The sequence below is a fragment of the Prevotella sp. oral taxon 376 genome, assembly GCF_003043945.1.
GTDB lineage: Bacteria > Bacteroidota > Bacteroidia > Bacteroidales > Bacteroidaceae > Prevotella.
The window spans coordinates 139267-160669 of sequence record NZ_PYXG01000001.1 but is presented as its reverse complement, the minus strand read 5'-3'; the positions used below and the strand labels follow the sequence as shown (position 1 = coordinate 160669).

Annotated in this window: 15 protein-coding genes; 4 read left to right on the top strand and 11 right to left on the bottom strand. The window is 53.8% G+C overall.

All coding sequences use genetic code 11. From position 1 onward, the window contains the following. Positions 1-23: 23 nt before the first annotated feature. Positions 24-1649: an ABC-F family ATP-binding cassette domain-containing protein gene (locus tag C7120_RS00700; protein WP_107619937.1), complete on the bottom strand. Its 1626-nt coding sequence runs from the start codon at positions 1647-1649 to the stop codon at positions 24-26. A gap of 83 nt (positions 1650-1732) precedes the next feature. Further along, positions 1733-4045, bottom strand: a complete 2313-nt coding sequence (locus C7120_RS00695) for a glycoside hydrolase family 3 protein (protein WP_233246985.1) — start codon at positions 4043-4045, stop codon at positions 1733-1735. A gap of 590 nt (positions 4046-4635) precedes the next feature. Between C7120_RS00695 and C7120_RS00690 the strand changes: the two genes are divergently transcribed. The 3 genes from C7120_RS00690 to C7120_RS13995 are packed head-to-tail and all read left to right on the top strand — an operon-like array spanning position 4636 to position 6507. After that, positions 4636-5391, top strand: a complete 756-nt coding sequence (locus C7120_RS00690) for an endonuclease/exonuclease/phosphatase family protein (RefSeq protein WP_107619936.1) — start codon at positions 4636-4638, stop codon at positions 5389-5391. 54 nt (positions 5392-5445) lie between these two features. Continuing rightward, entirely contained in the window at positions 5446-6345 is a 900-nt protein-coding gene (locus tag C7120_RS00685; RefSeq protein ID WP_107619935.1) for an RluA family pseudouridine synthase, read from the top strand. Between the two features lie 6 nt (positions 6346-6351). Continuing rightward, positions 6352-6507, top strand: a complete 156-nt coding sequence (locus C7120_RS13995; protein ID WP_199220662.1) for a hypothetical protein — start codon at positions 6352-6354, stop codon at positions 6505-6507. Positions 6508-6865: 358 nt separating this feature from the next. Here the strand turns inward: C7120_RS13995 and lpdA are convergent, their stop codons facing one another. The 8 genes from lpdA to C7120_RS00645 all read right to left on the bottom strand — a co-directional run bounded on the left by lpdA (position 6866) and on the right by C7120_RS00645 (position 19242). Continuing rightward, entirely contained in the window at positions 6866-8116 is a 1251-nt protein-coding gene (lpdA, locus tag C7120_RS00680; RefSeq protein WP_107619934.1) for a dihydrolipoyl dehydrogenase, read from the bottom strand. Continuing rightward, on the bottom strand, positions 8103-9560 hold the full coding sequence (gcvPB, locus tag C7120_RS00675) for an aminomethyl-transferring glycine dehydrogenase subunit GcvPB (RefSeq protein WP_107619933.1): 1458 nt from the start codon (positions 9558-9560) through the stop codon (positions 8103-8105). Before gcvPB ends, lpdA begins: the two co-directional genes overlap by 14 nt. Next, on the bottom strand, positions 9553-10872 hold the full coding sequence (gcvPA, locus tag C7120_RS00670) for an aminomethyl-transferring glycine dehydrogenase subunit GcvPA (RefSeq protein WP_107619932.1): 1320 nt from the start codon (positions 10870-10872) through the stop codon (positions 9553-9555). Before gcvPA ends, gcvPB begins: the two co-directional genes overlap by 8 nt. 84 nt (positions 10873-10956) lie before the next feature. Continuing rightward, positions 10957-11337 (bottom strand): glycine cleavage system protein GcvH, encoded by a 381-nt coding sequence (gcvH, locus tag C7120_RS00665; RefSeq protein WP_107619931.1) that lies wholly within the window; start codon positions 11335-11337, stop codon positions 10957-10959. 9 nt (positions 11338-11346) lie between these two features. Further along, positions 11347-12432, bottom strand: coding sequence for a glycine cleavage system aminomethyltransferase GcvT (gcvT, locus tag C7120_RS00660; protein ID WP_107619930.1), 1086 nt, complete (start codon positions 12430-12432; stop codon positions 11347-11349). 11 nt (positions 12433-12443) lie between these two features. Continuing rightward, on the bottom strand, positions 12444-13163 hold the full coding sequence (locus C7120_RS00655) for a biotin/lipoate A/B protein ligase family protein (RefSeq protein ID WP_107619929.1): 720 nt from the start codon (positions 13161-13163) through the stop codon (positions 12444-12446). Between the two features lie 273 nt (positions 13164-13436). Beyond that, positions 13437-15872, bottom strand: a complete 2436-nt coding sequence (gene thrA / locus C7120_RS00650; protein ID WP_107619928.1) for a bifunctional aspartate kinase/homoserine dehydrogenase I — start codon at positions 15870-15872, stop codon at positions 13437-13439. A 172-nt stretch (positions 15873-16044) separates the two neighbouring features. Continuing rightward, positions 16045-19242 (bottom strand): glycosyl hydrolase, encoded by a 3198-nt coding sequence (locus C7120_RS00645; RefSeq protein WP_107621324.1) that lies wholly within the window; start codon positions 19240-19242, stop codon positions 16045-16047. A 96-nt stretch (positions 19243-19338) separates the two neighbouring features. Between C7120_RS00645 and C7120_RS00640 the strand changes: the two genes are divergently transcribed. After that, the gene (locus tag C7120_RS00640) at positions 19339-20910 is read left to right on the top strand and encodes an NAD(P)/FAD-dependent oxidoreductase (protein ID WP_107619927.1); all 1572 of its coding nucleotides are present in this window, start codon (positions 19339-19341) and stop codon (positions 20908-20910) included. A 228-nt stretch (positions 20911-21138) separates the two neighbouring features. Here the strand turns inward: C7120_RS00640 and C7120_RS13840 are convergent, their stop codons facing one another. Beyond that, complete coding sequence (locus C7120_RS13840; RefSeq protein ID WP_107619926.1) at positions 21139-21327, bottom strand: hypothetical protein; 189 nt, start codon at positions 21325-21327, stop codon at positions 21139-21141. Positions 21328-21403: the final 76 nt, after the last annotated feature.

Here is a 21403-nt window from a genome sequence, read left to right as displayed (position 1 = left end):
GCAAAAACCGTGCCAAACGAAGGCTATGCTTCGCCATACATTCCGGCCTTCTGCGTCTTGATGTTTTCGTCGTGGATATAGTCGTCGTAGCTCATCAGCTTGTCTAAGGTGCCTGCCGGAGTCAGCTCGATGATGCGGTCGGCCACGGTCTTGATGAACTCGTGGTCATGCGAGGCAAAGAGAATGTTGCCCTTGAAGCTTATCAGGTTGTTGTTGAAAGCTTGTATGGATTCCAGGTCGAGGTGGTTGGTAGGCGTGTCGAGAATCAGGCAGTTGGCATTGTTGAGCTGCATCTTGGCAATCATGCAGCGCATTCTCTCGCCTCCGGAGAGCACATTCACTTTCTTCAGCACATCCTCACCGGAGAAGAGCATGCGGCCGAGATAGGCCTTCATCTGCACTTCGTTGCCCTTGCCATACTGCGAGAGCCAGTCCACGAGGTTCATGTCGCTCTTGAAAAACTCCGTGTTGTCGAGCGGCAGATAGGCCGTGGTGATGGTTACGCCCCAATTGAAAGTGCCTGCGTCGGGCTGCCGGTTGCCGTTGATGATTTCGAAGAGTGCGGTCATGGCCTTGGGGTTATGCGAGAGGAACACGGTCTTCTGTCCCTTCTCGATGACGAAGTTCACATTGTCGAAGAGCACCGTTCCGTCCGGCTCCACGGCCTTCAGTCCCTCTACTTCGAGAATCTGGTTGCCCGGTTCGCGCTCCATCTGGAAGATGATACCCGGATATTTGCGGCTGGACGGGCGTATTTCCTCTACATTCAGCTTTTCCAGCATCTTCTTTCTCGATGTGGTCTGGCGGCTCTTTGCCACATTGGCAGAAAAGCGGCGGATAAACTCTTCCAGCTGTTTACGCTTCTCCTCGGCCTTCATCTTCTGGTTCTGAGCCTGACGGAGAGCCAGTTGTGAGCTCTCATACCAGAAACTGTAGTTTCCGGAGAACACGGTAACCTTGCCGAAGTCGATGTCTATGGTCTGCGTGGAAACGGAGTCGAGGAAGTGGCGGTCGTGGCTCACCACGAGCACCGTCTGCCGCTCGTCGATTTCCGATAGATAGTCTTCAAGCCACTCCACGGTGTCCAAGTCGAGGTCATTGGTGGGCTCGTCGAGCAGCAGGTTCTCGGGTTTTCCGAAGAGAGCCTTTGCCAGCATGACGCGCACTTTCTCGTTGTTGGAAAGCTCTGCCATCGTCTTCTGGTGCAGGTTTTCCTTGATGCCGAGGTGCTGCAGGAGCTGTGCGGCATCCGACTCAGCCTCCCAGCCGTTCATCTCGGAGAACTTCAGTTCCAGTTCGGCGGCTCTGTTGCCGTCGTCCTCCGTCATCTCGGGCTTCGCATAGAGGCGTTCGCGCTCCTTCATGTTTTTCCAAAGGGGCTCATGGCCCATGAGGACGGTGTCCATCACGAGGTATTCGTCGTATTTGAAGTGGTCCTGTTCCAGCACGGAGAGGCGTTCTCCCGGTCCCAGCTCCACGGTTCCCTTGTTGGGCTCGAGGTCGCCGCTGATGGCGCGCAGCAGGGTCGACTTGCCTGCGCCATTGGCCCCGATGACACCATAGATGTTGCCCGGAGTGAACTTTATATTTACATCCTTGTAAAGAACCCGCTTGCCAAACTGGATAGCGAGATTGCTAAGTGTAATCATCTTTTGTACCTTATCTATTTTTAAAATCGGCTGCAAAGGTACGAAAAATAATTCAAATATCGGCAGGATGCCCCTACTTTCTTCTAAGTGCCACCATGAAACGGAGAACCGATTCGGGCAGGGGCTTTCTCTCTGAATGGCCTTCCCAATTTCAGGCTGGCCCTGCAGCGGATGTCTTCTACGGATGCCCCTACGGAAAGTGTGTAGTTGCCGGCGTCGGCCACCCAACTTGCAAGGCTCTCGTTGTAAGACGCAAGGTCGCGGAGGTGAAGTGTCATGCTCACCTGCTGACTCTCTCCGGGTCGTAGTTGACGGGTCTTTGCGAAGGCCTTGAGTTCCCTGAGCGGTTTTGAGATCCTACCTTCGGGCGCCGTCGCATAGAGTTGCACGGCCTCTTTTCCTGCCATCTCGCCGGTGTTCTTGACTTTCACGGTTACGGTAATCAGGCTTCCCGACCTTTTCACCCGTGCGTCGGAATACTCGAAAGTGGTGTAGGAGAGTCCGTATCCGAAGGGATATGCCACGGCTTTGTGCTGGGTGTTGAAGTAGCGGTAGCCCACCCAGATGTCCTCGTCGTAATCGGTGTATCCGAGGTTTTTCGTCTCAAGCACCTTCTTGCAGGGGCGGAGCAGTTCGTCCCAGGAGAATACATAGTGCAGCGGGAAGTTCTTGGCTGAGGGAAGGTCGAAGTAGTCGTTGGCGAGGGTCATTGTCAGTTTACCTGACGGAGAGACCTTTCCGGTGAGCACTTCGGCAATGGCGTTGCCACCTTCCTGTCCCGGCTGCCAGGCCAGGAGTATGGCGTCTACCTTGTCTTTCCAGCTTGCCACATCGATGGCACCGCCGGTGTTGAGCACCACGATGACCTGTTTGCCCTGCCTGTGGAAGCTCCGGCTCACGCTCTCGATGAGTTCCTGTTCCCTGTCGGTGAGCAGGTAGTCGCCCTTTTTGTAGTCGCGGTCTTCTCCTTCGCCGCCGTTTCTCGACAGGGTGATGACGGCTTTCGTGCAGTCTTTGGCTCGATGATCGATGAAGTCAGGTTCCATGTAGGGCTCCGTAGGCTTCTTGAAACCGAAAAACCAGTTCTTCCAGGTTTTCTTGTTGATCTCGTCGAGCTGCACATTGCAGGCTTTGAGGTATTCGGCATAGAACTTATCGACCGTGGGCTGCGTGGCTACGCCCAGCTTCTTCAGGCCTTGAGGAAGGTTGACGGTGTAAGCCTTGTTGACTTCGGCCGACCCTAAGCCGTTGGCAAAATAGTTGTAGTTGCCGATACCGAAGAGGGCGATGGTGTCCCGAGGCTGCAGCGGGAGCGCAGTATCTTCGTTCTTCAGTAGCACCATGCCCTCGATGGCAGCCTCTTTGGCCAGCCGTGCGTGGGCTTTCAGGTCGGGGGTGGCATTTCCTTTCAGCCCCTTTTGCGACCTCGTCTTCAGGATATAGTTGAGCACGCGGCCTACGCTGCGGTCTACATCCTCGATGGTGAGCGCGCCACGCCTTACCCCATCGATGATATCCTGCACCTGCTTCGGGTTGCCGCCCATGAGGAGGTCGTTGCCGGCATGAATTTGTCTCGCGGTCTCGCGGGGCTCCCCCCAGTCGGTCATGACAATTCCGCCGAACTTCCACTCGTCTCTGAGCACCTGCGTGAGCAAGGTGGCGGAATACTGGGCGGGCGTTCCGTTCAGTTGGTTATACGATGACATCACCGCCCAGGGCTGGCTTTCCCTGACGGCGATCTCGAAGTTGCGCAGGTAGATTTCGCGCAAGGCACGCTGTGAGACACGGCTGTCGTTGAACATGCGCATGGTCTGCTGATTGTTGCAAGCAAAGTGTTTGATGGTGGCTCCTACGCCCAGGCTCTGAATTCCGTTTACATATGCCGCCGCCATCTTACCCGATAGCAGTGGGTCTTCTGAATAATATTCGAAGTTGCGGCCGCAGAGCGGGTTGCGTTGGATGTTGAGGCTCGGTGCCAGAATCACATCCGTGCCGTAGGCAACCATCTCTTCAGCGATGGCATGGGCCACTTTCGACATCATGTCGGTGTTCCAGCTGGAGGCCATCAGGGTGGAGATGGGGAATCCGGTGGCGAAATATTTCTTGTCGCTACCCTGCCTGACAGAGTCGATGTGCAGTCCCGTGGCCCCGTCGTTAAGGATGGTGACGGCGATGCCGAACTGCGGCAGCCGGGCCGTAGCCCCTGCACTGGTGGCCATGAAGGCAAACTTTCGGTCGTCGTTGCTGCCCACGAGCAGCCGCGCTTTCTGCTCAAGCGTCATGGCGGCCACTATCTCTTTTACAGGCGCCTTGCCCAGTTGGAACAACTTGGGATTCTGGGCACCGGCACCCGTGCATGCCAACGCCAAAGCAAGCTGCGTAAGGATTCGTTGCATGTCGTATTTTTTATGATATTGGGAGCAAAGGTACGAATTATCCTGAAAAGTGCAAAACAGGAGCGGGAAAACGAGAAGGCACTCTGCGGAATTTGCTTGCGAATTTGCAACTAAAATCCGGGAATTGTTAAAATAAAGGCTCCCAAAACAGGCCTCGGAATCCACGAGATGGTGGTCTGACGGCAAAACGGCTTTGAATTTTCTATTCTCTAACAACCTGATAACCAATTGTTTAATTATCCGATGATGAGTTTTCTCATTAGAATGTCGGCTTTTTGGTGCCTAAAGGGTTGCTTTCGGGCTTCCTTTTAGCGGCAAACAGCTTGGCAGCTGACCGCTCCCGACCTTGCAAAGGGCCGTTAACGACCCGGTAAGAGACCGCTTCCTGCTTTTTCAGCGGCAATTTCTCGTCTTTTCGGCCGTAAAGAGATGAGGTTCAAAGGCTGGTTTGCGTTTTTCCAGAAGACTTCTTCCCATTCTTTGTTAAGTTAAAAATGTTAAGAAGGGAGTTGGCTACATATCCCAAAAATGATGGGAAAAGAAACCGTTCTCGGAAAAATAATGTATCTTTGCAACAAAAACCGATTGCCATGAAGAGAATCCTATCGTTGCTGTGCACATTGTCCTGTGCCCTTGGGCTGCACGCCCAGCAACTCACGCTGATGAGTTATAACATCCGTCATTGCCAGGGAATGGATGAGAAGATTGACTATGGCCGCACCGCCGGGGTTATTGATCATTGCCATCCCGATGTGGTGGCCCTTCAGGAGGTGGACAGTGCCACGCGGCGTTCGGGAGGCCGCTATGTGCTCGAGGAGCTGGCTTCGCGCACGGCCATGAAGGCCATCTTCGCACCGGCCATTCATTTCGATGGGGGCAAATATGGCGTGGGAATCCTCTCCAGGGAGGAACCTTGCGCCGTTTCCATATACCCCTTGCCGGGAACGGAAGAGCCCCGCGTGCTGCTGCGTGCCGATTTCAGGGACTATGTGGTCTGCTGCACCCACCTCTCGCTGACGGATGCCGACCGATGGACCTCGCTCCGGAAGATTCAGGAGGCCGTGAGCGATGTGAAGGACAAGCCCGTATTCGTGCTCGGCGACCTGAACGAGGATTCCACGCCGGCCTTTACAAAGAGGCTGGACAAGGACTTCCGCATCCTCTCCGCCGCGGTCAGCAAGACTTTTCCTGCCGACGCTCCCACGGAGACGCTTGACTATGTGCTGCAGGGGCGGCAGTTTCGGAAGGTGAAGGTGCAGGCCCGCGGCGTCGCCGTTGAGCCCGTTGCCAGCGATCACAGGCCGATCTTCTTGACATGCAAGTGGAAAAAACGGAATAAAGAATGAAATTTCGGGTAAAACGCCTCGTTTCTCCGAGTTTTATGTACCTTTGCCGACAAGATGATAAAAAACAACGATAACGGGAAGCAAGGCGACTACGACCACTTCGTCGTAGCCGATGACAAGCCCCTTCTGGAATGGCTCCTGGAGAACCTGAAGGGAGAGAGCAAGTCGAAGATAAAGGCCACGCTCAAAGGGCATGGCATCCTTGTGAATGGCAAGAAGACGACACAGTTCGACCATCTGTTGAAAAAAGGTGATAAACTGAGCGTCAGCCGTTCGAAGAAAAACAACGAGAGGTTTCGCAGCCGTCATCTGAAACTCGTCTACGAAGACCGCTATCTGGTGGTCGTCGAGAAGAATGTCGGGGTCTTGAGCATGGCGGCGGGGCACGGTTCGATGAATGTGAAATCGATTCTTGACGACTATTTCCGCCAGACGAGGCAGAAATGTACGGCGCATGTGGTGCACCGCCTCGACCGCGATACATCCGGTTTGATGATTTACGCCAAGGATATGCAGACCGGGCAGATGTTCGAAAGCGACTGGCACAACATCGTTTACGACCGTCGCTATGTGGCCGTCGTCTCGGGTGAGGTGGAGGACGACGAGGGAACGATAGCCAATTGGCTGAAGGATAACAAGGCTTATGTAACCTTCTCGTCGCCGGTCGACAACGGAGGAAAATACGCCGTTACCCACTTCCATGTCCTCGACCGCACCACAGAGCATTCCTTGGTGGAGTTCCGGCTGGAGACAGGGCGCAAGAACCAGATTCGCGTGCACAGTGCCGACATGGGGCATCCCGTGTGCGGAGATACCAAATATGGCAATGGCGACGACCCCGTAGGGCGTCTCTGCCTGCATGCCTATCTGCTCTGCTTCGTGCATCCCGTAACCCATCGGCGCGTGGAATTCGAGACGCCGATACCCTCCGCATTTAGAAAACTATTCAAATAAACCGCTATGGAACATAATTTTGCCTATTATATCTTTGTGCTCATCGCCGTCGTGGTGGGTTTCATCGTAGTGAAGAAGATTGCCAGTTGCCTCGTCAAGACCCTTATCCTGATGTTGCTCGTGGGAGCCTTGTTGTTCATTTATTTCAATTACTTTCAATGAGCATGTTTGTCTTTCTGGCGAAATAGCTTGTTTTTCAAATAAATTACTATATATTTGTTCGCTGGATTTCAAGAGAAACAAGCGGAAATGAAGAAATGCCACGGCTAAAGAAGCTGCCGGAAAGATCGCCGACGAAACCAAGGACGCCGAAAAGGAGGTAACCAAGCAGCTTGCCACGATGAGGAAAAAGGCTACCAAGAAGGCGTCTGAAACAGTTAAGAAAGCTGCTTAAGGCGAGTCTCTCTCAAGCAAAAGGCACAATCCTCTTTCCTTATAAAGGGAAGGGGATTGCTTTTTAGGCTCGTTTGGGGCTATAAAAAAGGAGCTGTCTATTAGCAGATAGCTCCTTTGCGCTGTATCACTCGTCGATGGCGATGTCCTGAAGAATCTCGCTCAGGGTGGGGTGAATGTGGATGATGTGCTTCAGATCGTCGAGCGTGGCGTTGAAGTTCATCAGCGCGGTAATCTCCTGCACGAGGTCGGCGGCATGCGCGCCGAGCACATGGCAGCCTATGATCTTTCCGTTTCCATCCACCAGAATCTTGGCAATGCCTTCGGCGGCCTCTTCCGCCAAGGCCTTTCCGTTGGCGCGGTAGAAGCCTTTCTTGGACCTGTATTCCAGCCCTTCGGCCTTGGCCTGCTCCTCGGTAATGCCTACAGAGGCCATCTCCGGGCTTGTAAACACCGCCGCGGGGACAATGTCCAGACGAATCCTGTCCTCCTTGCCGAGAATATGGTTGACGGCACGGAAGCCTTGGAAGGTGGCTGCGTGGGCAAGCATCATGCGGGCGTTGACATCGCCGATGGCATAAATATGGGGCACGGAGCTCTGCATGTTGTCGTCTACGGGGATGCCGCGACGGTCGAACGCCACTCCGGCAGCCTCAAGATTCAGGCCTTCGGTATTGGCACCACGGCCGGTAGCCACCAGCACGGCATCGGCATGCAAGGCCTCGATGGAGCTCACGCTGAAGCCCATGTTAAACTTGATTCCCGACTTCTCCATCGACTTGCGCAGTCGCTTGGCAAGATCCTTGTCCATCGCGGGAAGGCATTCCTTCAGGAATTCATAGACTTCCACCTCCGCTCCCATGCGATGGAAGGTGGAGGCAAACTCCATGCCGATGACCCCGGCGCCGACGATGGCCAGTCGCCTTGGCAGTTCCTTGAGCCCAAGGAGCTCGGTGGATGTCATTACTTCCGGGCGGTTGATGTCCGGAATGGGGGGCATCTTGGAATGAGAACCCGTCGCTATAATGATGTTGTCGGCCTCGTACTCTTCTCCTTCAGGCGTTACCACGGTCTTTGCATCCTTGAAAGAGGCGTGAGCATGGATCATCTGAATGCCCGGCGACTTCATCAGCAGCTCTACTCCGTTGCGGAGCTGGTCGCTGATTTGGGCTTTGCGCTCCATGGCCTCGGCAAACAGAGTGCCTTTCAGAGAGTCGTGGACGAGCGATTTTGTGGGGATGCAGCCTTCGTTCAGGCATACTCCCCCCGCATGTTTGTCTTCAAAGATAATGACCTGAAGACCGTTCTTCGCGGCATATTGGGCGGCCCGATAGCCCCCCGGGCCACTACCGATGATAATCAAATCAGTTTTCGTCATTTACCAATTGCTTATAGGTTAGTATTGGATTCTTTGCGGCAAGCACATCGTCGACACGCCTGATAGGAGCGTCGTGTGGTGCGCTCTTTACGATGTCGGGGGTCTCGATGGCCTCCTTGGCAATCCGGTGCATCACATCGATGAATCCGTCGATGGTTTCTTTGCTCTCATTCTCAGTAGGCTCAATCATCATTGCCTCATGGAAAAGCAGGGGGAAATAGATGGTCGGAGCGTGATACCCGAAGTCGAGCAGGCGCTTGGCAATATCCATCGTGGTAACGCCGGTTGACTTGTCCTTCAGTCCGTTGAAGACAAATTCGTGCTTGCAGAGGCCTTTGATCGGGAGCTCGTAGGCATCCTTCAGGCATTCCTTGATGTAGTTGGCGTTGAGGGTGGCCAGCGGGCCGACCCTCTTCAGGTGCTCATACCCGAGAGTTAATATATAGGTATAAGCACGGACGATGACGCTGAAGTTGCCCAAATAAGGTCCTACATGGTTGAAATGGTTTTCCACCAGGGTGAATTTGTCGCCTTCCTTTACCACATGGGGCGAGGGAAGGAACTCTTCCAGCCCCTCGCGCACACCGACAGGACCGCTGCCAGGTCCTCCTCCGCCATGAGGAGTCGAGAAGGTCTTGTGGAGATTGATGTGCATGACATCGAATCCCATGTCGCCGGGGCGGGCTGCTCCGAGCATCGGATTCAGGTTGGCCCCGTCGTAATACATCAGGGCACCGCATCCGTGGACAAGTTTTTCTATTTCCGGAATCTTTGTCTCGAACAGTCCGAGGGTGTTGGGGTTCGTCATCATGATGGCGGCAATATCGTCGCCGAGCAATGGCTTTAGGTCTTCCACATCGACAAGGCCGTCGACCGTGCTCTTCACTTCCACGATCTCCAGTCCGCATACGGCTGCCGAGGCAGGGTTGGTACCGTGAGCTGAATCGGGCACGATCACCTTCGTGCGCTTGTTGTCGTGGCGCGCCTGATGATAGCTGCGGATGATCATCAGGCCCGTAAGCTCTCCATGGGCACCTGCGCAGGGGTTAAGGGTAAAGTCGCTCAGCCCTGAAATCTCGGCAAGAGCCTGTTGTAGGTTATACTCAATCTCGAGGGCTCCCTGACAAGTGCCGAGCGGTTGGAGGGGATGCAGGTTGGTAAACGCGGGTAGGTTGCAGATCTCCTCGTTGATAGTGGGATTGTATTTCATCGTACACGAGCCGAGGGGATAGAAGCCATTGTTCACACCAAAGTTGTTCTCGCTTAGGTTGGTGTAATGGCGGACCACGGTCATCTCATCGCATTCGGGAAGCTCTGCGTCGGCAGACCTCTTCTCGTCGGCAGGCATCTCGTGATGCCCGAACTGATTCTTGGGAAGTGAATAGCCGCGGCGTCCTTTCTGGGATAACTCGAAAATCAGATTTCCATATAGCTTATTATTCATGACACAATGCAATTAAGTTGTCAACTTCGTCCTTGGTTCGCTTCTCGGTAACGGCCATCATCAGGGTGTCGCCACCTACTTTGATGCCGCCAAGGATACCATTCTCTTCCAGTTTCTTCAGCAAAGCGTCGACATCACCGTCGTATTTCACGCAGAATTCATTGAAGAACGGCTGATTGAACGCCGGCTTGAAGCGGCCGGTCTTGAGGAGCTCGTCATAGAGATAGTGGGCTCCATCATAGGAAATCTGGGCAGCCTCCTTAAGCCCTTCCTTGCCCATGAAGCTCATGTACATGGTTACCCATAGTGCCATGAGGGATTCATTGGAGCAGATATTGGAGGTGGCCTTCTGTCTACGGATGTGCTGTTCGCGTGCCTGAAGGGTCAATACGAAGCAGCGCTTACCGTCCTGATCGAGCGTCTTGCCCACGATGCGTCCCGGCATCTTGCGCGTCAGCTTCTCTGTGCAGCACATGTAACCTACGGAAACACCACCAAAATTCATGGGGATACCGAGCGACTGGCCGTCGCCGACAGCGATGTCTGCTCCCCATTCACCGGGAGTCTTCAGCAAGGCGAGGTCGGCTGGGTTGCTGTTCAGGATGAAGAGAGCTTTCTGCTCGTGGCAAAGATCGGCCACTCCCGTGAAGTCTTCAACGATGCCGTAGCGGTTGGGCTGTTGTAATACAACTCCTGCAACTCCTCCTTCTGCCAGCTTTACCTTCAGATCCTGCTTGTCGGTGGCCCCGTCGCGGGCCTTTACCATCTCGATTCCTACGCCATGATAATGGGCATAGGTTTTGATGACGGCAAGAATCTTCGGGTCTACGGTTTCTGAGATGAGTACCTTCTCGGCCTTCTTTGCGGCGGCTTTAGCCATCAGGACGGCCTCTGCGGTTGCGGTGCTTCCCTCATACATGGATGCATTGGAGACCTCCATGCCCGTGAGTTCGGCCATCATGCTTTGATATTCAAAGATGTAGTGGAGTGTGCCTTGGGATATCTCGGCCTGATAGGGAGTATAGCTTGTCAGGAATTCCGACCGCTCCACCAACTGCGGGATGGCAGAAGGGGTATAGTGGTCGTAAGTGCCGGCACCCGCGAAGCAGGTGAGTTGTTTATTTTTCTTGCCCAGTTTGTCGAACAGACAGCGGATTTCCACCTCGCTCAAAGCTTCGGGCAATTTGTAGTCGCGCTTCAGTTTTACGCTGTCTGGCAGTTCTGCATAGAGGTCTTCCAGAGAGCCAGCACCAATCTTGGCGAGCATTTCCTTGATGTTTTCCTCGGTATGTGGGAAATATTTGTATGCCATAGTTTGCTGAAAATAAGGAATGAAGGAATGAAGAAACGCAACTTTCATTCAATCCTTCATGTCCTTCGGTTTTTGGTTTTTAGTCTATTTCTCAGTGAGAGCCTTATAAGCTGCCGCGTCCATCAGACCGTCAAGCTCGCTTTTGTCGGAGAATTCTACTTTCATAATCCAGTTTCCGAAAGCGTCCTGATTGATGAGTTCGGGGGTATCTTCGAGTGCTTCGTTGATTTCAACGACGGTACCGGAAATGGGCGACACCAAATCAGAGGCAGCCTTTACGCTCTCTACGGCACCAAATTCTTCGCCGGCGGTAACCTCATCATCTATTTCCGGCATATCGACATATACCACATTGCCCAGTTCGTGCTGAGCATAGTCGGTGATTCCTACATAGCCGAAGTTGCCTTCAACCTTTACAAACTCGTGCGACTCACTGTAATAGAGTCCTTCAATAACTTTAGCCATAGTTCTTATTTATTTTTTATAATGTTTTTCGTAGAACTTCTTTTTGACGATGGTGCCAGGGAATGTCTTCTTGCGAATCTGGATTTCTACTTCGTCGCCCAGCTTGATGTCGCTGTCGACGAGTGCCACGGCACAGCTCTTCTCTGTGGAGATGAGGCGATAGCCTGTGGTGATTTCCCCCACTTCCTTTCCGTCTTTTAGCACTTTGTATCCATGGCGAGGGATGGCTTTGTCGTGGAGTTCGATGCCGCGCAGGCGTTTTGCCACGCCATTGGTCTTCTGCTCGAGGAGTGCTTCTCTGCCGATGAATTCAGGTTTGTCGAGTTTGACGAACATGCTCAGTCCTGCCATGATAGGAGAAATCTCCTTGGAAAGCTCGTCGCCATAGAGCGGCAGGCCCACTTCGAAGCGAAGGGTGTCGCGGCAGCCGAGTCCGCAGGGAGCTATGCCGGCTTCCATCAGTTTGTCCCAACAGTTGCGGATAAAGTCATGGGTGCCGTAAATCTCGAAGCCGTCTTCGCCTGTATAGCCTGTTCGCGAGATGATGATGTTCTCGTCGAAACGGTCGAGCGTCTTCACCTCATAGAAGCCAAGGTCTTTGCAAGGGATGCTCAGCACCGTTTCCACAACTTTCTCGGCCTCCGGGCCCTGGATGGCCAGCTGGCCAAAGTAGTCGCTCTTATAGCAGATTACGGCATCGAACCTTTCGGAGTGCTCTTTGATCCACTCATTATCCTTGTCGATATTCGAGGCATTGATGGTCATGAGGAATAGGTTTTTGTCGAGCTTGCAGATGCAGGTGTCGTCGACGGTGCCGCCGTCGGGATAGCACATCATGCCATACATGACCTTGCCGACGGGCATATTGGTAACATCGTTGGTGAAGATGTAGTTGACGAACTTCTCTGCTTCACGGCCGCTCACGATGACTTCTCCCATGTGAGACACATCGAAGACCCCGCAATGCTGCCTTACCGCGTTGTGCTCCTCGATGATAGAAGAGTACTGGATAGGCATGTCGAATCCTCCGAACGGAGAGATCAGGGCGCCTAAAGCCACATGTTTGTCGTATAGACAAGTCCTTTTATTTTCCATATGATCAGTAGTTAAAGTTGTTTCGTTCCAAAAATGAAGTCTCTGTCGAGATACTCTTTCTCTATTTCCTCGGTCATCCTGATGTCTGCGGGTGTCAGGGTATACTGCGTGGAGCAGAGATGTTCCCTGAGCCGCTTCCTGATTTCGGGGAAGGAGAAGGGTGTGTAGTCCTTGAGGAGACAGATGCGCTGCCTGACGCTTTCCACTCCGTGCTTCGAGAGTTTCTGCTTCGATGGTGTTATTGCTTGGAGCATATTCTCCATGTCGGTGTCGTAAAGCAGGGTTCCGTGGGCGATGTTCTTTCCTGGGAGGTGATAGATGGCGTTGCCCGAAACCTTCTTTTCGCCGATCATGATGTCGTTGTGGTCGCTCTTCACGGCCTCGATGCCGAGGCTCCGGAGGGCTGCCGTCACCATGTCGAGATAGCGGCCGAAGGTTTCGTCCACGTTCGCGTCGCTGGTGATGTAGGACAGCATCACATTGCTCATGTCGGCATAGACGCATCCGCCACCGCTTTTGCGGCGATACATCTCGATGCCATGCTTCGTGCAATACTCGATGTTCACCTCGTTCTCGATGACTTGGTTGCGTCCGAAGATGACGGTGGGATTTACTTGCCACATGAAGAACAAATCCTCGTCGAAACTTAGGTTGCGTGCGGCAAACTCTTCCATGGATAGGTAGAAACTCAAACGGCGTACTTGCTTGTCGGGCAGGTCAATGTATATCATAGCATGGTTTTAAGTTGTTATTTCTTGCAAATATACTAATTTTTTGTGGAACCCTGCAAGGAAAAAGTCGATTTTTATTTGTTAAGAATTCTTAGTCGATGCTCTTCGTCATCCTTGTTGAATGCGGGGTGCGAGAAACAGAATTGTAAAAGGCGGCTAAAAGGCGAGTAAAAGGCCGTTAGAAGGAGTGCTTCTAACGGTTAAAAGGCGAGTAAAAGATGGCCTTTTACTTTCGCGGCTGTATTCCTTTGGGAATCAATGGATTCCGTTTTGCTAAATATTCGCTATCGACATGATGTTGGCAAATACGCCGGCAGCCGTAACGCTGGCACCTGCGCCGTATCCCTTTATCTGCATCGGATATTCCTTGTAGCGTTCCGTGGTGAGCAGGAGAATGTTGTTGGAGCCTTCAAGGTGATAGAATGGGTGTGTCGGGCCTACGGCCTCGAGGCCCACGCGGGTCTTTCCGTTTTCCATTGTTGCCACGAAACGCCATCGCTTTCCTTCCTTCTCCAGCTTTTTCCGTTCGGTCTCGAATCCTGCGTCGAGCTTGGGCAATAGTTCCCAGAAGTCATCTTGGCTGCCCTTGAGGTAAGCGTCGGGCACGAAGAGGTGTTTCTCCACATCGGCCTGTTCCACTCTATATCCGGCTTCGCGCGTAAGGATGACGAGCTTGCGGACTACATCGGTGCCGCTCAGGTCGATGCGGGGGTCGGGCTCGGAGTAGCCCTGCTCCTTGGCTCTCTTCACGGTTTCAGAGAAGGGAACCTCTTCCGAGAGGGTGTTGAAGATGAAGTTCAGGGTGCCGCTCAGGACGGCCTCTATCTTCAGAATCTTGTCTCCCGAGTTTCGAAGGTCGTTGATGGTACCGATGATAGGCAGTCCCGCCCCAACATTCGTCTCGAAGAGAAACTTCACGCCACGCTTCAGGGCGGTCTCTTTCAAGCACGCATAGTTCTCGTATTGCGAAGAGGCGGCAATCTTGTTGGCTGCCACCACGCTCACATTATGTTCCAGCAGGCTCTGGTAGAGGCAGGCAATGTCTTTGTTGGCAGTACAGTCTACGAATACCGAGTTGAAAATGTTCATCCGGATGATGCTGTCGCGCAGGCGCTCGGGATTGCTTGGCTCCGAGTTCCTCAGCTTCTCGTGATAGTCCGTGAGGTCGAGCCCCTCACGGTCGAAGATGGCGTTCTTGGAACTGGCGACGCCTACTACATTGAGCTTCAGCCGGGAATGCTCTTTCAGCTCGTCGTATTGCGAGCGGATCTGTTCGATGAGTTTGCCGCCCACTGTTCCCACTCCGCAGATGAAGAGGTTGAGCACCTTATATTCGGAGAGGAAGAAGGAGTCGTGCAATACATTCAGCGACTTCTTCAGATACTCCCGTTCGATGACGAACGAGATATTGGTCTCGGAGGCTCCTTGCGCAAAGGCAATCACGCTGATGCCGCTCCTGCCGAGCGTTCCGAAGAGCTTTCCCGTGATGCCCGGCATGTGGCGCATGTTCTCGCCTACGATGGCCACGGTGGAAAGGTTTTTCTGCACCTGCATCGAGAACATCGCGCCCGTCTCGATCTCATGGGCGAACTCCTCGTCGAGCACCTTCCTCGCCTTATCGGCATCTTCTTCGCGCACGCCGATGGAGGTAGAGTTCTCCGAGGAGGCTTGCGCCACCATGAAGGCTGATATTCCTCCATTGGTCAGTGCGGTGAAGATGCGGCGGTTGACGCCAATTACTCCTACCATCGAGAGACCTGCCACATGGATGATCGCCGTGTCGGAGATGCTCGAGATTCCCTTAATGGATTTCCCGTCGTTGCCTATCTCGCTCTTGATCACGGTGCCCGTTCCCTTAGGGTTGAAGGTGTTCTTTACGCTGATGGGAATATTCTTTACGCATACGGGATATATCGTGGGGGGATAGATCACCTTTGCTCCGAAGTTGCAGAGCTCCATGGCTTCTATGTAGCTCAGCTCGTTGATGGTGTACGCGCCCTTGATGACTTTGGGGTCGGCGGTCATGAATCCGTCGACATCCGTCCATATCTCGAGAACCTCAGCACCCAGTTCCGCGGCGATGAGCGAGGCGGTATAGTCGCTTCCTCCACGCCCCAGGTTCGTGATTTCGCCGGTGTTCTTGTCGGTGGCGATGAATCCCGGCACGACGCACACGCGGTGCGGCTCCTTGAAAGTTTCGTGGATGAGCCGGTTGGTGAGTTCGGAGTCGAGCATGTGTTTCCCGTTCTTGCGATCGGTCTTGATGAATTCCATGGCGTCCATTCTCTTTGATCCGCGAATCAGCGTGCCCACGATGTTGGCGGATAGGCGCTCGCCGTAGCTTACGATGGCATCCAGGGTCTTCTCGCTCAGGTCGTGGATGAGATACACGCCATAGTAGATGGAGCGCAGTTGCTCGAACAACTGGTCCACCTTATTAAATAACATTTCTCTGTCCAGATTGTCGGTGATGATCGTGTCTATCATCTTTTGGTGCCGTTCCCTCATGACATCAAAGCTGTCATGCCAGCGTTCATCACCTTTGAGGGCTGTCTGCGCCGTTGTAATCAACTGGTCGGTAATTCCGCCAAGTGCGCTAACTACCACGATTACAGGTTGCTGCTTTACTTCTTTTTCTACAATATTCTTCAAGCTCAATATGCTTGAAACGGAACCTACAGATGTTCCGCCGAATTTCATCACTTTCATGTCTTTTCTTTTTCGGTTATTATTCCATCATCCCCAGTACGAGAGGGTCATGCTGGAACTTGGTGGCAAAGATAATAAAAAATGAAAAGATGAAAGAAAAAAAGCGATTTTTTTTAAAGCCTGAATAAGAGCCTCTCTCTCCGGATTCTCATGGAAGACGAGGCTTCTATCCTCATTTTATCAGTCTTATGGGCCCTATCAGTCCTGATGGGAGCAACGGGTCGGTGGCTTTGTAGAATCTTCGGATCTGAGTTACGGGATGCTTTTCACCTTTCTGTACATCACCAATCTGTCGGTTAGCCCATAGGTTCGTAACCTTTATTTCAAGTTTGTTCTCACCTTTCCGGAGAAGTTTCCGGATGTTTTCGGTGCGGAACGGAGCCTTCCATTCCGTTCCTGCGTGCTTGCCGTTGATCCATATTTCGGCGATGTTCTTCACGCTTCCCAGGTCGAGATAGATGGGTTCGGTTCCTTTCAGTTCATTCTTTTGGAGTGTGAAAATGGTCGTGTAGTCGGCCGTTCCCGCAAAATACTTCACGATGGGGTTCTCGCATTCCGTCCAAGAGTGCAGTGTGCCGAAACATTCATCGGCCTCTCCGCCGCCCTTTTGGCGGAAGTGGATGTTCCAAGGGGTGTCGATATCTTTTACGCTTTGCGGTTCATGTTTCAGATGCTTGTTATCGATAAAGGTCTCCAAGGGCTCTCCCATAGCGAGCGGCTCTTGAGAGAAGACTACGAAGAGGGCGTCGGTGGAGAGCATCTTGAGGCTGACGATGAATCTCCCGTTCTCTTTTTTGTATTGAATGGGCTGTATATGTCCCGTCGCGGGGTCGAATATCGTCGCGTGTCGGCCCCCGTGCCGAAAGCTCATCACTACTTCTCTATCCTTTCCGGAGAAGTTTCTCATCCAATAGATTTCTAACTTGTCGTCCTGTTGGCGGTGCACATAGCACATGCCTTGGCCATCCTCATTCCGGGCGGCGACATTGCTTTCAAAGTCAGGCTTTATGCCTGCCAGCCGGATGGCTGCTGCGAGGTTGTCGGTTACATTCAGCTTCCCGGAATGCCAGATGTTGTCCACGAGTTTGTGGAAGGCATTCCGGTCGGCCTTCATGCCAGCACATTGTGTCGGTTCCTTGCCGCATATCACTACGCCCGCATCGGCAAAGTCGGAGATGCGTTGCAGGACATCCAGCGACATCGTCTCGCAGTTCTTCTCCATCCACAGTATCTTGTAGCGCATGCCCGAGCGGGTCGTCAACTGCCCGTTCACGGCTGCTACCTCACCGCGTAGTACCGATGCGCTTGCAAAGTCGTATTCGTAGCCTTGCGGAATCTGCGGGAGTTCCCGAAAGCTTCCTCCATAGAGGCTCGTGATATTGTTGTCTTCTCCGTAGTAGAGCAGGATGTCCGCCATGGCATGTCCTTTGCCGAGCAGATAGCTGCTGCGGGCCAGATAGTCGGTGAGTGTATGGGCCAGATGTGCCCAGGTCTCATTGCGGTGGAACCATTGGCCATAGCGGTATAGTTGCAGTCCGGGCAAATAGTTGTCGTTGGGTTGTGAGGCTGACTCGTGAATGAAGAAGCGTGTTACGCCCGCACTCATCGCTACATCCGCCATATACTTCATGTTTTCCGGACAATAGGTGTAGGCGTGTCGGTCGTCGCCGTTCACCGTGAACGATTCTGCCGACACACGATTCTGCCCGTAGATGTGGGCGACCGATGCCGACTCGCGGATATCGGCGATAGCACTCGTTATCGATGAGCCCGTGGGAGTATCTTCCATCCAGAAGGCTGCCATGGGATTGGTGGCATGGCGCTTCACATCCATTCCGTCGACGATGTAGGCCCGCTCGCCTTCGTGCGATTCCGAATACCTTCCCTGCAGTCCGTATTCCCTTGCGATGGTGTCCAGTCGGTCATAGTTCTCTGCCGTCAGTTCCCCGAGGGTCTTGCGCCAGTCCCACAGGAAGCGCATGCTCTCTTCGCTGCTCCCGATGATCTCGCCCGCCAGCACGGGCAGCCATGGCTTCAGTCCGTATCCCCTGCGCTTCAGGAATATTTCCGGCAGTCGGGGTGTCCATGTATAGGAGCCGGCCTCATAGCTGTCGGTGAGGATATGGGTGATGCCTTTCTTGCCCAGCATTCCGCCGCCGGCTTCTTTGTAAATGTCGAAATAATGGCGGAAGTATCGTGTCCATGCGGCCGAGTCTATCTTGTCTACCTCAAGTCCGGTGTTCTCCGGAGAGGCCGGATGGTTCACCCTCCCGATAATCGACCAGCCGAAGCGATAGATGCGCCATTTGCCTTTAGGCAGTCGGCAGCGCAGTGTCCCGTCGGCATTCATCCGAGGGGTGAGGTCGATGATGTCGGCTGGGTTTACGGCATGCAGCGTGGTGGGTGTCTTATAGTTCTTGTAATCCGGGTTGAGGGCGAATCCCCCCTGTTCCTCCGCATGGTTTATCTTGCTGATATTATAGAGTGTCAGCCCTTCGAGTTTCTTGCCTCGCACACGGAAGAAACGCGCCGTGGTAGGGGGAATGTCGATAGTGGCATAGGGTATGCGAGCCGGATATATCTCGCTCACGGGCCGCCATGTCTTGCCGTCGTCGCTGCATTCCAGGAAATTCCAGCTTTCGGGCTTTCGTCCGCGAGGCCGTGAGCCCATCTGCATCGACTTGAGCGTGAGTGCCTTGATGGTATGCCGTTGCGGGAATGTAACGGTGATGATGCTGTCGCTGGCATCTGTCCGGGCGCCCATCTCCTGCATCGTGAGTTCCTCGAAAGGCAGCCGGATGGCAATCACGCAGAGGTCTTCGCCATAGGGCTTTATCTCTATGCGGTCGTTGGGCTGGTAGTAGTCTTGATAGGAGCCTACCGTGCGATACAGGTCGGGCAGTTGCATCTTGAGCATCTTGCCGCCCTTTACGGTGATGGAGCGCCATTCCAGTTTCTTCATCGCATCTTCCGGTTTCACCCAGAATCCACCGGTGGAACTCCACCCCGGGGCACTGGCAATGCCCACTTCGAGCCCCAGGGAGTCGGCCAGTTGGAGCGCATAGCGGAAGGCGTCTTTCCATTCCTCCGACATATAGGGCAGTCTGACCTTTGCCGCCCTGGGCATGTTGACGCCTCCGGCATCAAACTGATGCAGGCCTCCGATGTCCTGGCCCTTCATCCACAAGAGGTCTTTTCGGATGCCCTCCTTGCTCACATTGCCGTCCATCCAGTGCCACCACACATAGGGGCGGGCCTCATGCGGCGGGTTCAGGAATCCCCTCACGATGTCGTCGGCCTGTTGCGCATGGCTGCCAAGCGGTCGGCAAGCCGCCAGCAGGAGTGCTATATAATATAAGGTATGTTTCATGGCATCGGTATTCTCATGTCCGGATGTACCGTCGGCAAAAATAATATTTTTTCCTGATTCCTGCAAGGGAATATGTTTTTTTTGTACTTTTGCAACATGATTCAAGAATATCAGCTCCGCCTGTTGCCGGAGCAGGCTTCCGGCGAGGAGGCTATTGCCCGTTTCATTGCCGATGAGAAGGGCTTCGATGTGCGCACCATCCGGCATGTGCGCGTGCTGAGACGCTCCATCGACGCTCGTCAGCGCACCATCTACGAGAATCTGAAGGTGCGTGTCTACATCAATGAGTTTCCCCAGGACGATCCTTATGAGAAAACCGAGTATCCCTTCGTGGGCGACCGTCCAAAGGTCGTTGTGGTGGGCGAGGGCCCCGGCGGCCTCTTCGCCTCGCTGCGGCTGATAGAACTCGGGTATTGTCCCGTCGTCATTGAGCGGGGCAAGGATGTGCATGAGCGCAAGAAAGACCTCGCCCTCATCACGAAGACCCACAAGATAGACAGCGAGTCCAACTACTGCTTCGGGGAAGGAGGAGCAGGGGCTTATTCCGACGGAAAGCTCTATACACGCAGCAAGAAGCGTGGCTCGGTGGATAAAATCCTGAATGTATTCTGCCAGCACGGAGCCTCGGCGAGCATTCTTGCCGATGCCCACCCGCACATCGGCACCGACAAGCTGCCGCGTGTCATCGAGAACATGCGCAACACCATCCTGAAGAACGGCGGCGAGGTGCACTTCCAGACCAGGATGACGGGGTTCATTCTGGATAACGATAAGGTTGCGGGCGTTGAGGCCGTGCGTATTCCCGACGGGCGGGAGGTCTCTTTCCGGGGCCCCGTCATCCTCGCTACCGGTCATAGTGCCCGCGATATCTATCAGTATCTGGCCGCCTCGAAAATTGAGATCGAGCCGAAGGGCATCGCCGTGGGCGTGCGCCTTGAGCATCCCTCGCAACTCATAGACCAGATACAATACCATCGTCGGGAGGGTCGCGGCAAGTATCTTCCGGCAGCGGAATACAGCTTCGTAACCCAGGTCGGCGGTCGTGGCGTCTACAGTTTCTGCATGTGTCCGGGAGGATTTGTCATCCCGGCAGCCACGGGGGCGGAGCAGATAGTGGTCAACGGCATGAGCCCCGCCAACCGCGGCACCAGGTGGAGCAATTCGGGCATGGTAGTGGAAGTCCGTCCCGAGGACATCGGGCAGGATGATGATGTGCTGAAGGTGATGCGTTTTCAGGAGCGACTGGAGCACGACTGCTGGCAGCAGGGTAACATGCGGCAGACCGCCCCGGCGCAGCGGATGGCCGACTTTGTGAACAACCGGCTTTCTTATGACCTTCCGGAGTCGAGCTATGCACCGGGTCTTATCTCGTCGCCGCTTCACTTTTGGATGCCCGGGCAGATAGTCGCCCGCCTGCAGGAGGGTTTCAATACCTTCGGGAGGCATGCCCGTGGCTTCCTCACCAACGAGGCGGTGCTCATCGCCGTGGAGACCCGCACCAGTTCGCCCGTACGCATCCTGCGCGACAGGGAGACGCTTCAGCATGTGCGGCTCGAAGGTCTCTTCCCCTGTGGCGAGGGTGCCGGATATGCGGGGGGCATCGTTTCGGCGGGCATGGACGGCGAGCGTTGCGCCGAGATGTGTGCCGAATATCTCGGCCGTGAATAGTCTCTGTTCTTATTCCTGACAAGGGTAGGATGGAAGGCAAACGATCTCCGGCGTGTCCGAAAGTAGTTGGCAGTAGTTTTACAAGCTGTGTGTAACGGTGTTACAAGCAGCGTGTAAGGCCATTACTTGCTGCGTGTAAGGCTTTTTGGTGTTCTCCTTCGGATTAGTTTCAGTTATTGAAGCCAATATTGAGCGTTGCTTCTGTGTTATCTTAATTTCATCCATGCCCTACTTGACGACGACCCTTGCACCGTGAAGAGCATGCCTGCCTATGGCCAGGGAGTGGTTTCCCTGCCATTGGAATGCCTTTTCTGGGATGGATGGAAAATCGTTCTTACGCAATTGAAACTTTGTTCCTGCGGGTTCCGGAAGTCGTGGAAAGAATTCCTGTTTACGACTCGCCTCTACCTTTCTCATGGCGTTGGCAACTTTGGGTATTGACGAATGTTTTTTCGGCGAGGCAGCAATACAGTTGTTAAAATTACAAGTTTTA

Bases quoted from the DNA above. Each gene is read 5' to 3' on its own strand.
- C7120_RS00700 (WP_107619937.1), bottom strand. From the start codon at position 1,649: ATGATTACACTTAGCAATCTCGCTATCCAGTTTGGCAAGCGGGTTCTT.
- C7120_RS00695 (WP_233246985.1), bottom strand. From the start codon at position 4,045: ATGCAACGAATCCTTACGCAGCTTGCTTTGGCGTTGGCATGCACGGGT.
- C7120_RS00690 (WP_107619936.1), top strand. From the start codon at position 4,636: ATGAAGAGAATCCTATCGTTGCTGTGCACATTGTCCTGTGCCCTTGGG.
- C7120_RS00685 (WP_107619935.1), top strand. From the start codon at position 5,446: ATGATAAAAAACAACGATAACGGGAAGCAAGGCGACTACGACCACTTC.
- C7120_RS13995 (WP_199220662.1), top strand. From the start codon at position 6,352: ATGGAACATAATTTTGCCTATTATATCTTTGTGCTCATCGCCGTCGTG.
- lpdA (WP_107619934.1), bottom strand. From the start codon at position 8,116: ATGACGAAAACTGATTTGATTATCATCGGTAGTGGCCCGGGGGGCTAT.
- gcvPB (WP_107619933.1), bottom strand. From the start codon at position 9,560: ATGAATAATAAGCTATATGGAAATCTGATTTTCGAGTTATCCCAGAAA.
- gcvPA (WP_107619932.1), bottom strand. From the start codon at position 10,872: ATGGCATACAAATATTTCCCACATACCGAGGAAAACATCAAGGAAATG.
- gcvH (WP_107619931.1), bottom strand. From the start codon at position 11,337: ATGGCTAAAGTTATTGAAGGACTCTATTACAGTGAGTCGCACGAGTTT.
- gcvT (WP_107619930.1), bottom strand. From the start codon at position 12,432: ATGGAAAATAAAAGGACTTGTCTATACGACAAACATGTGGCTTTAGGC.
- C7120_RS00655 (WP_107619929.1), bottom strand. From the start codon at position 13,163: ATGATATACATTGACCTGCCCGACAAGCAAGTACGCCGTTTGAGTTTC.
- thrA (WP_107619928.1), bottom strand. From the start codon at position 15,872: ATGAAAGTGATGAAATTCGGCGGAACATCTGTAGGTTCCGTTTCAAGC.
- C7120_RS00645 (WP_107621324.1), bottom strand. From the start codon at position 19,242: ATGAAACATACCTTATATTATATAGCACTCCTGCTGGCGGCTTGCCGA.
- C7120_RS00640 (WP_107619927.1), top strand. From the start codon at position 19,339: ATGATTCAAGAATATCAGCTCCGCCTGTTGCCGGAGCAGGCTTCCGGC.
- C7120_RS13840 (WP_107619926.1), bottom strand. From the start codon at position 21,327: ATGAGAAAGGTAGAGGCGAGTCGTAAACAGGAATTCTTTCCACGACTT.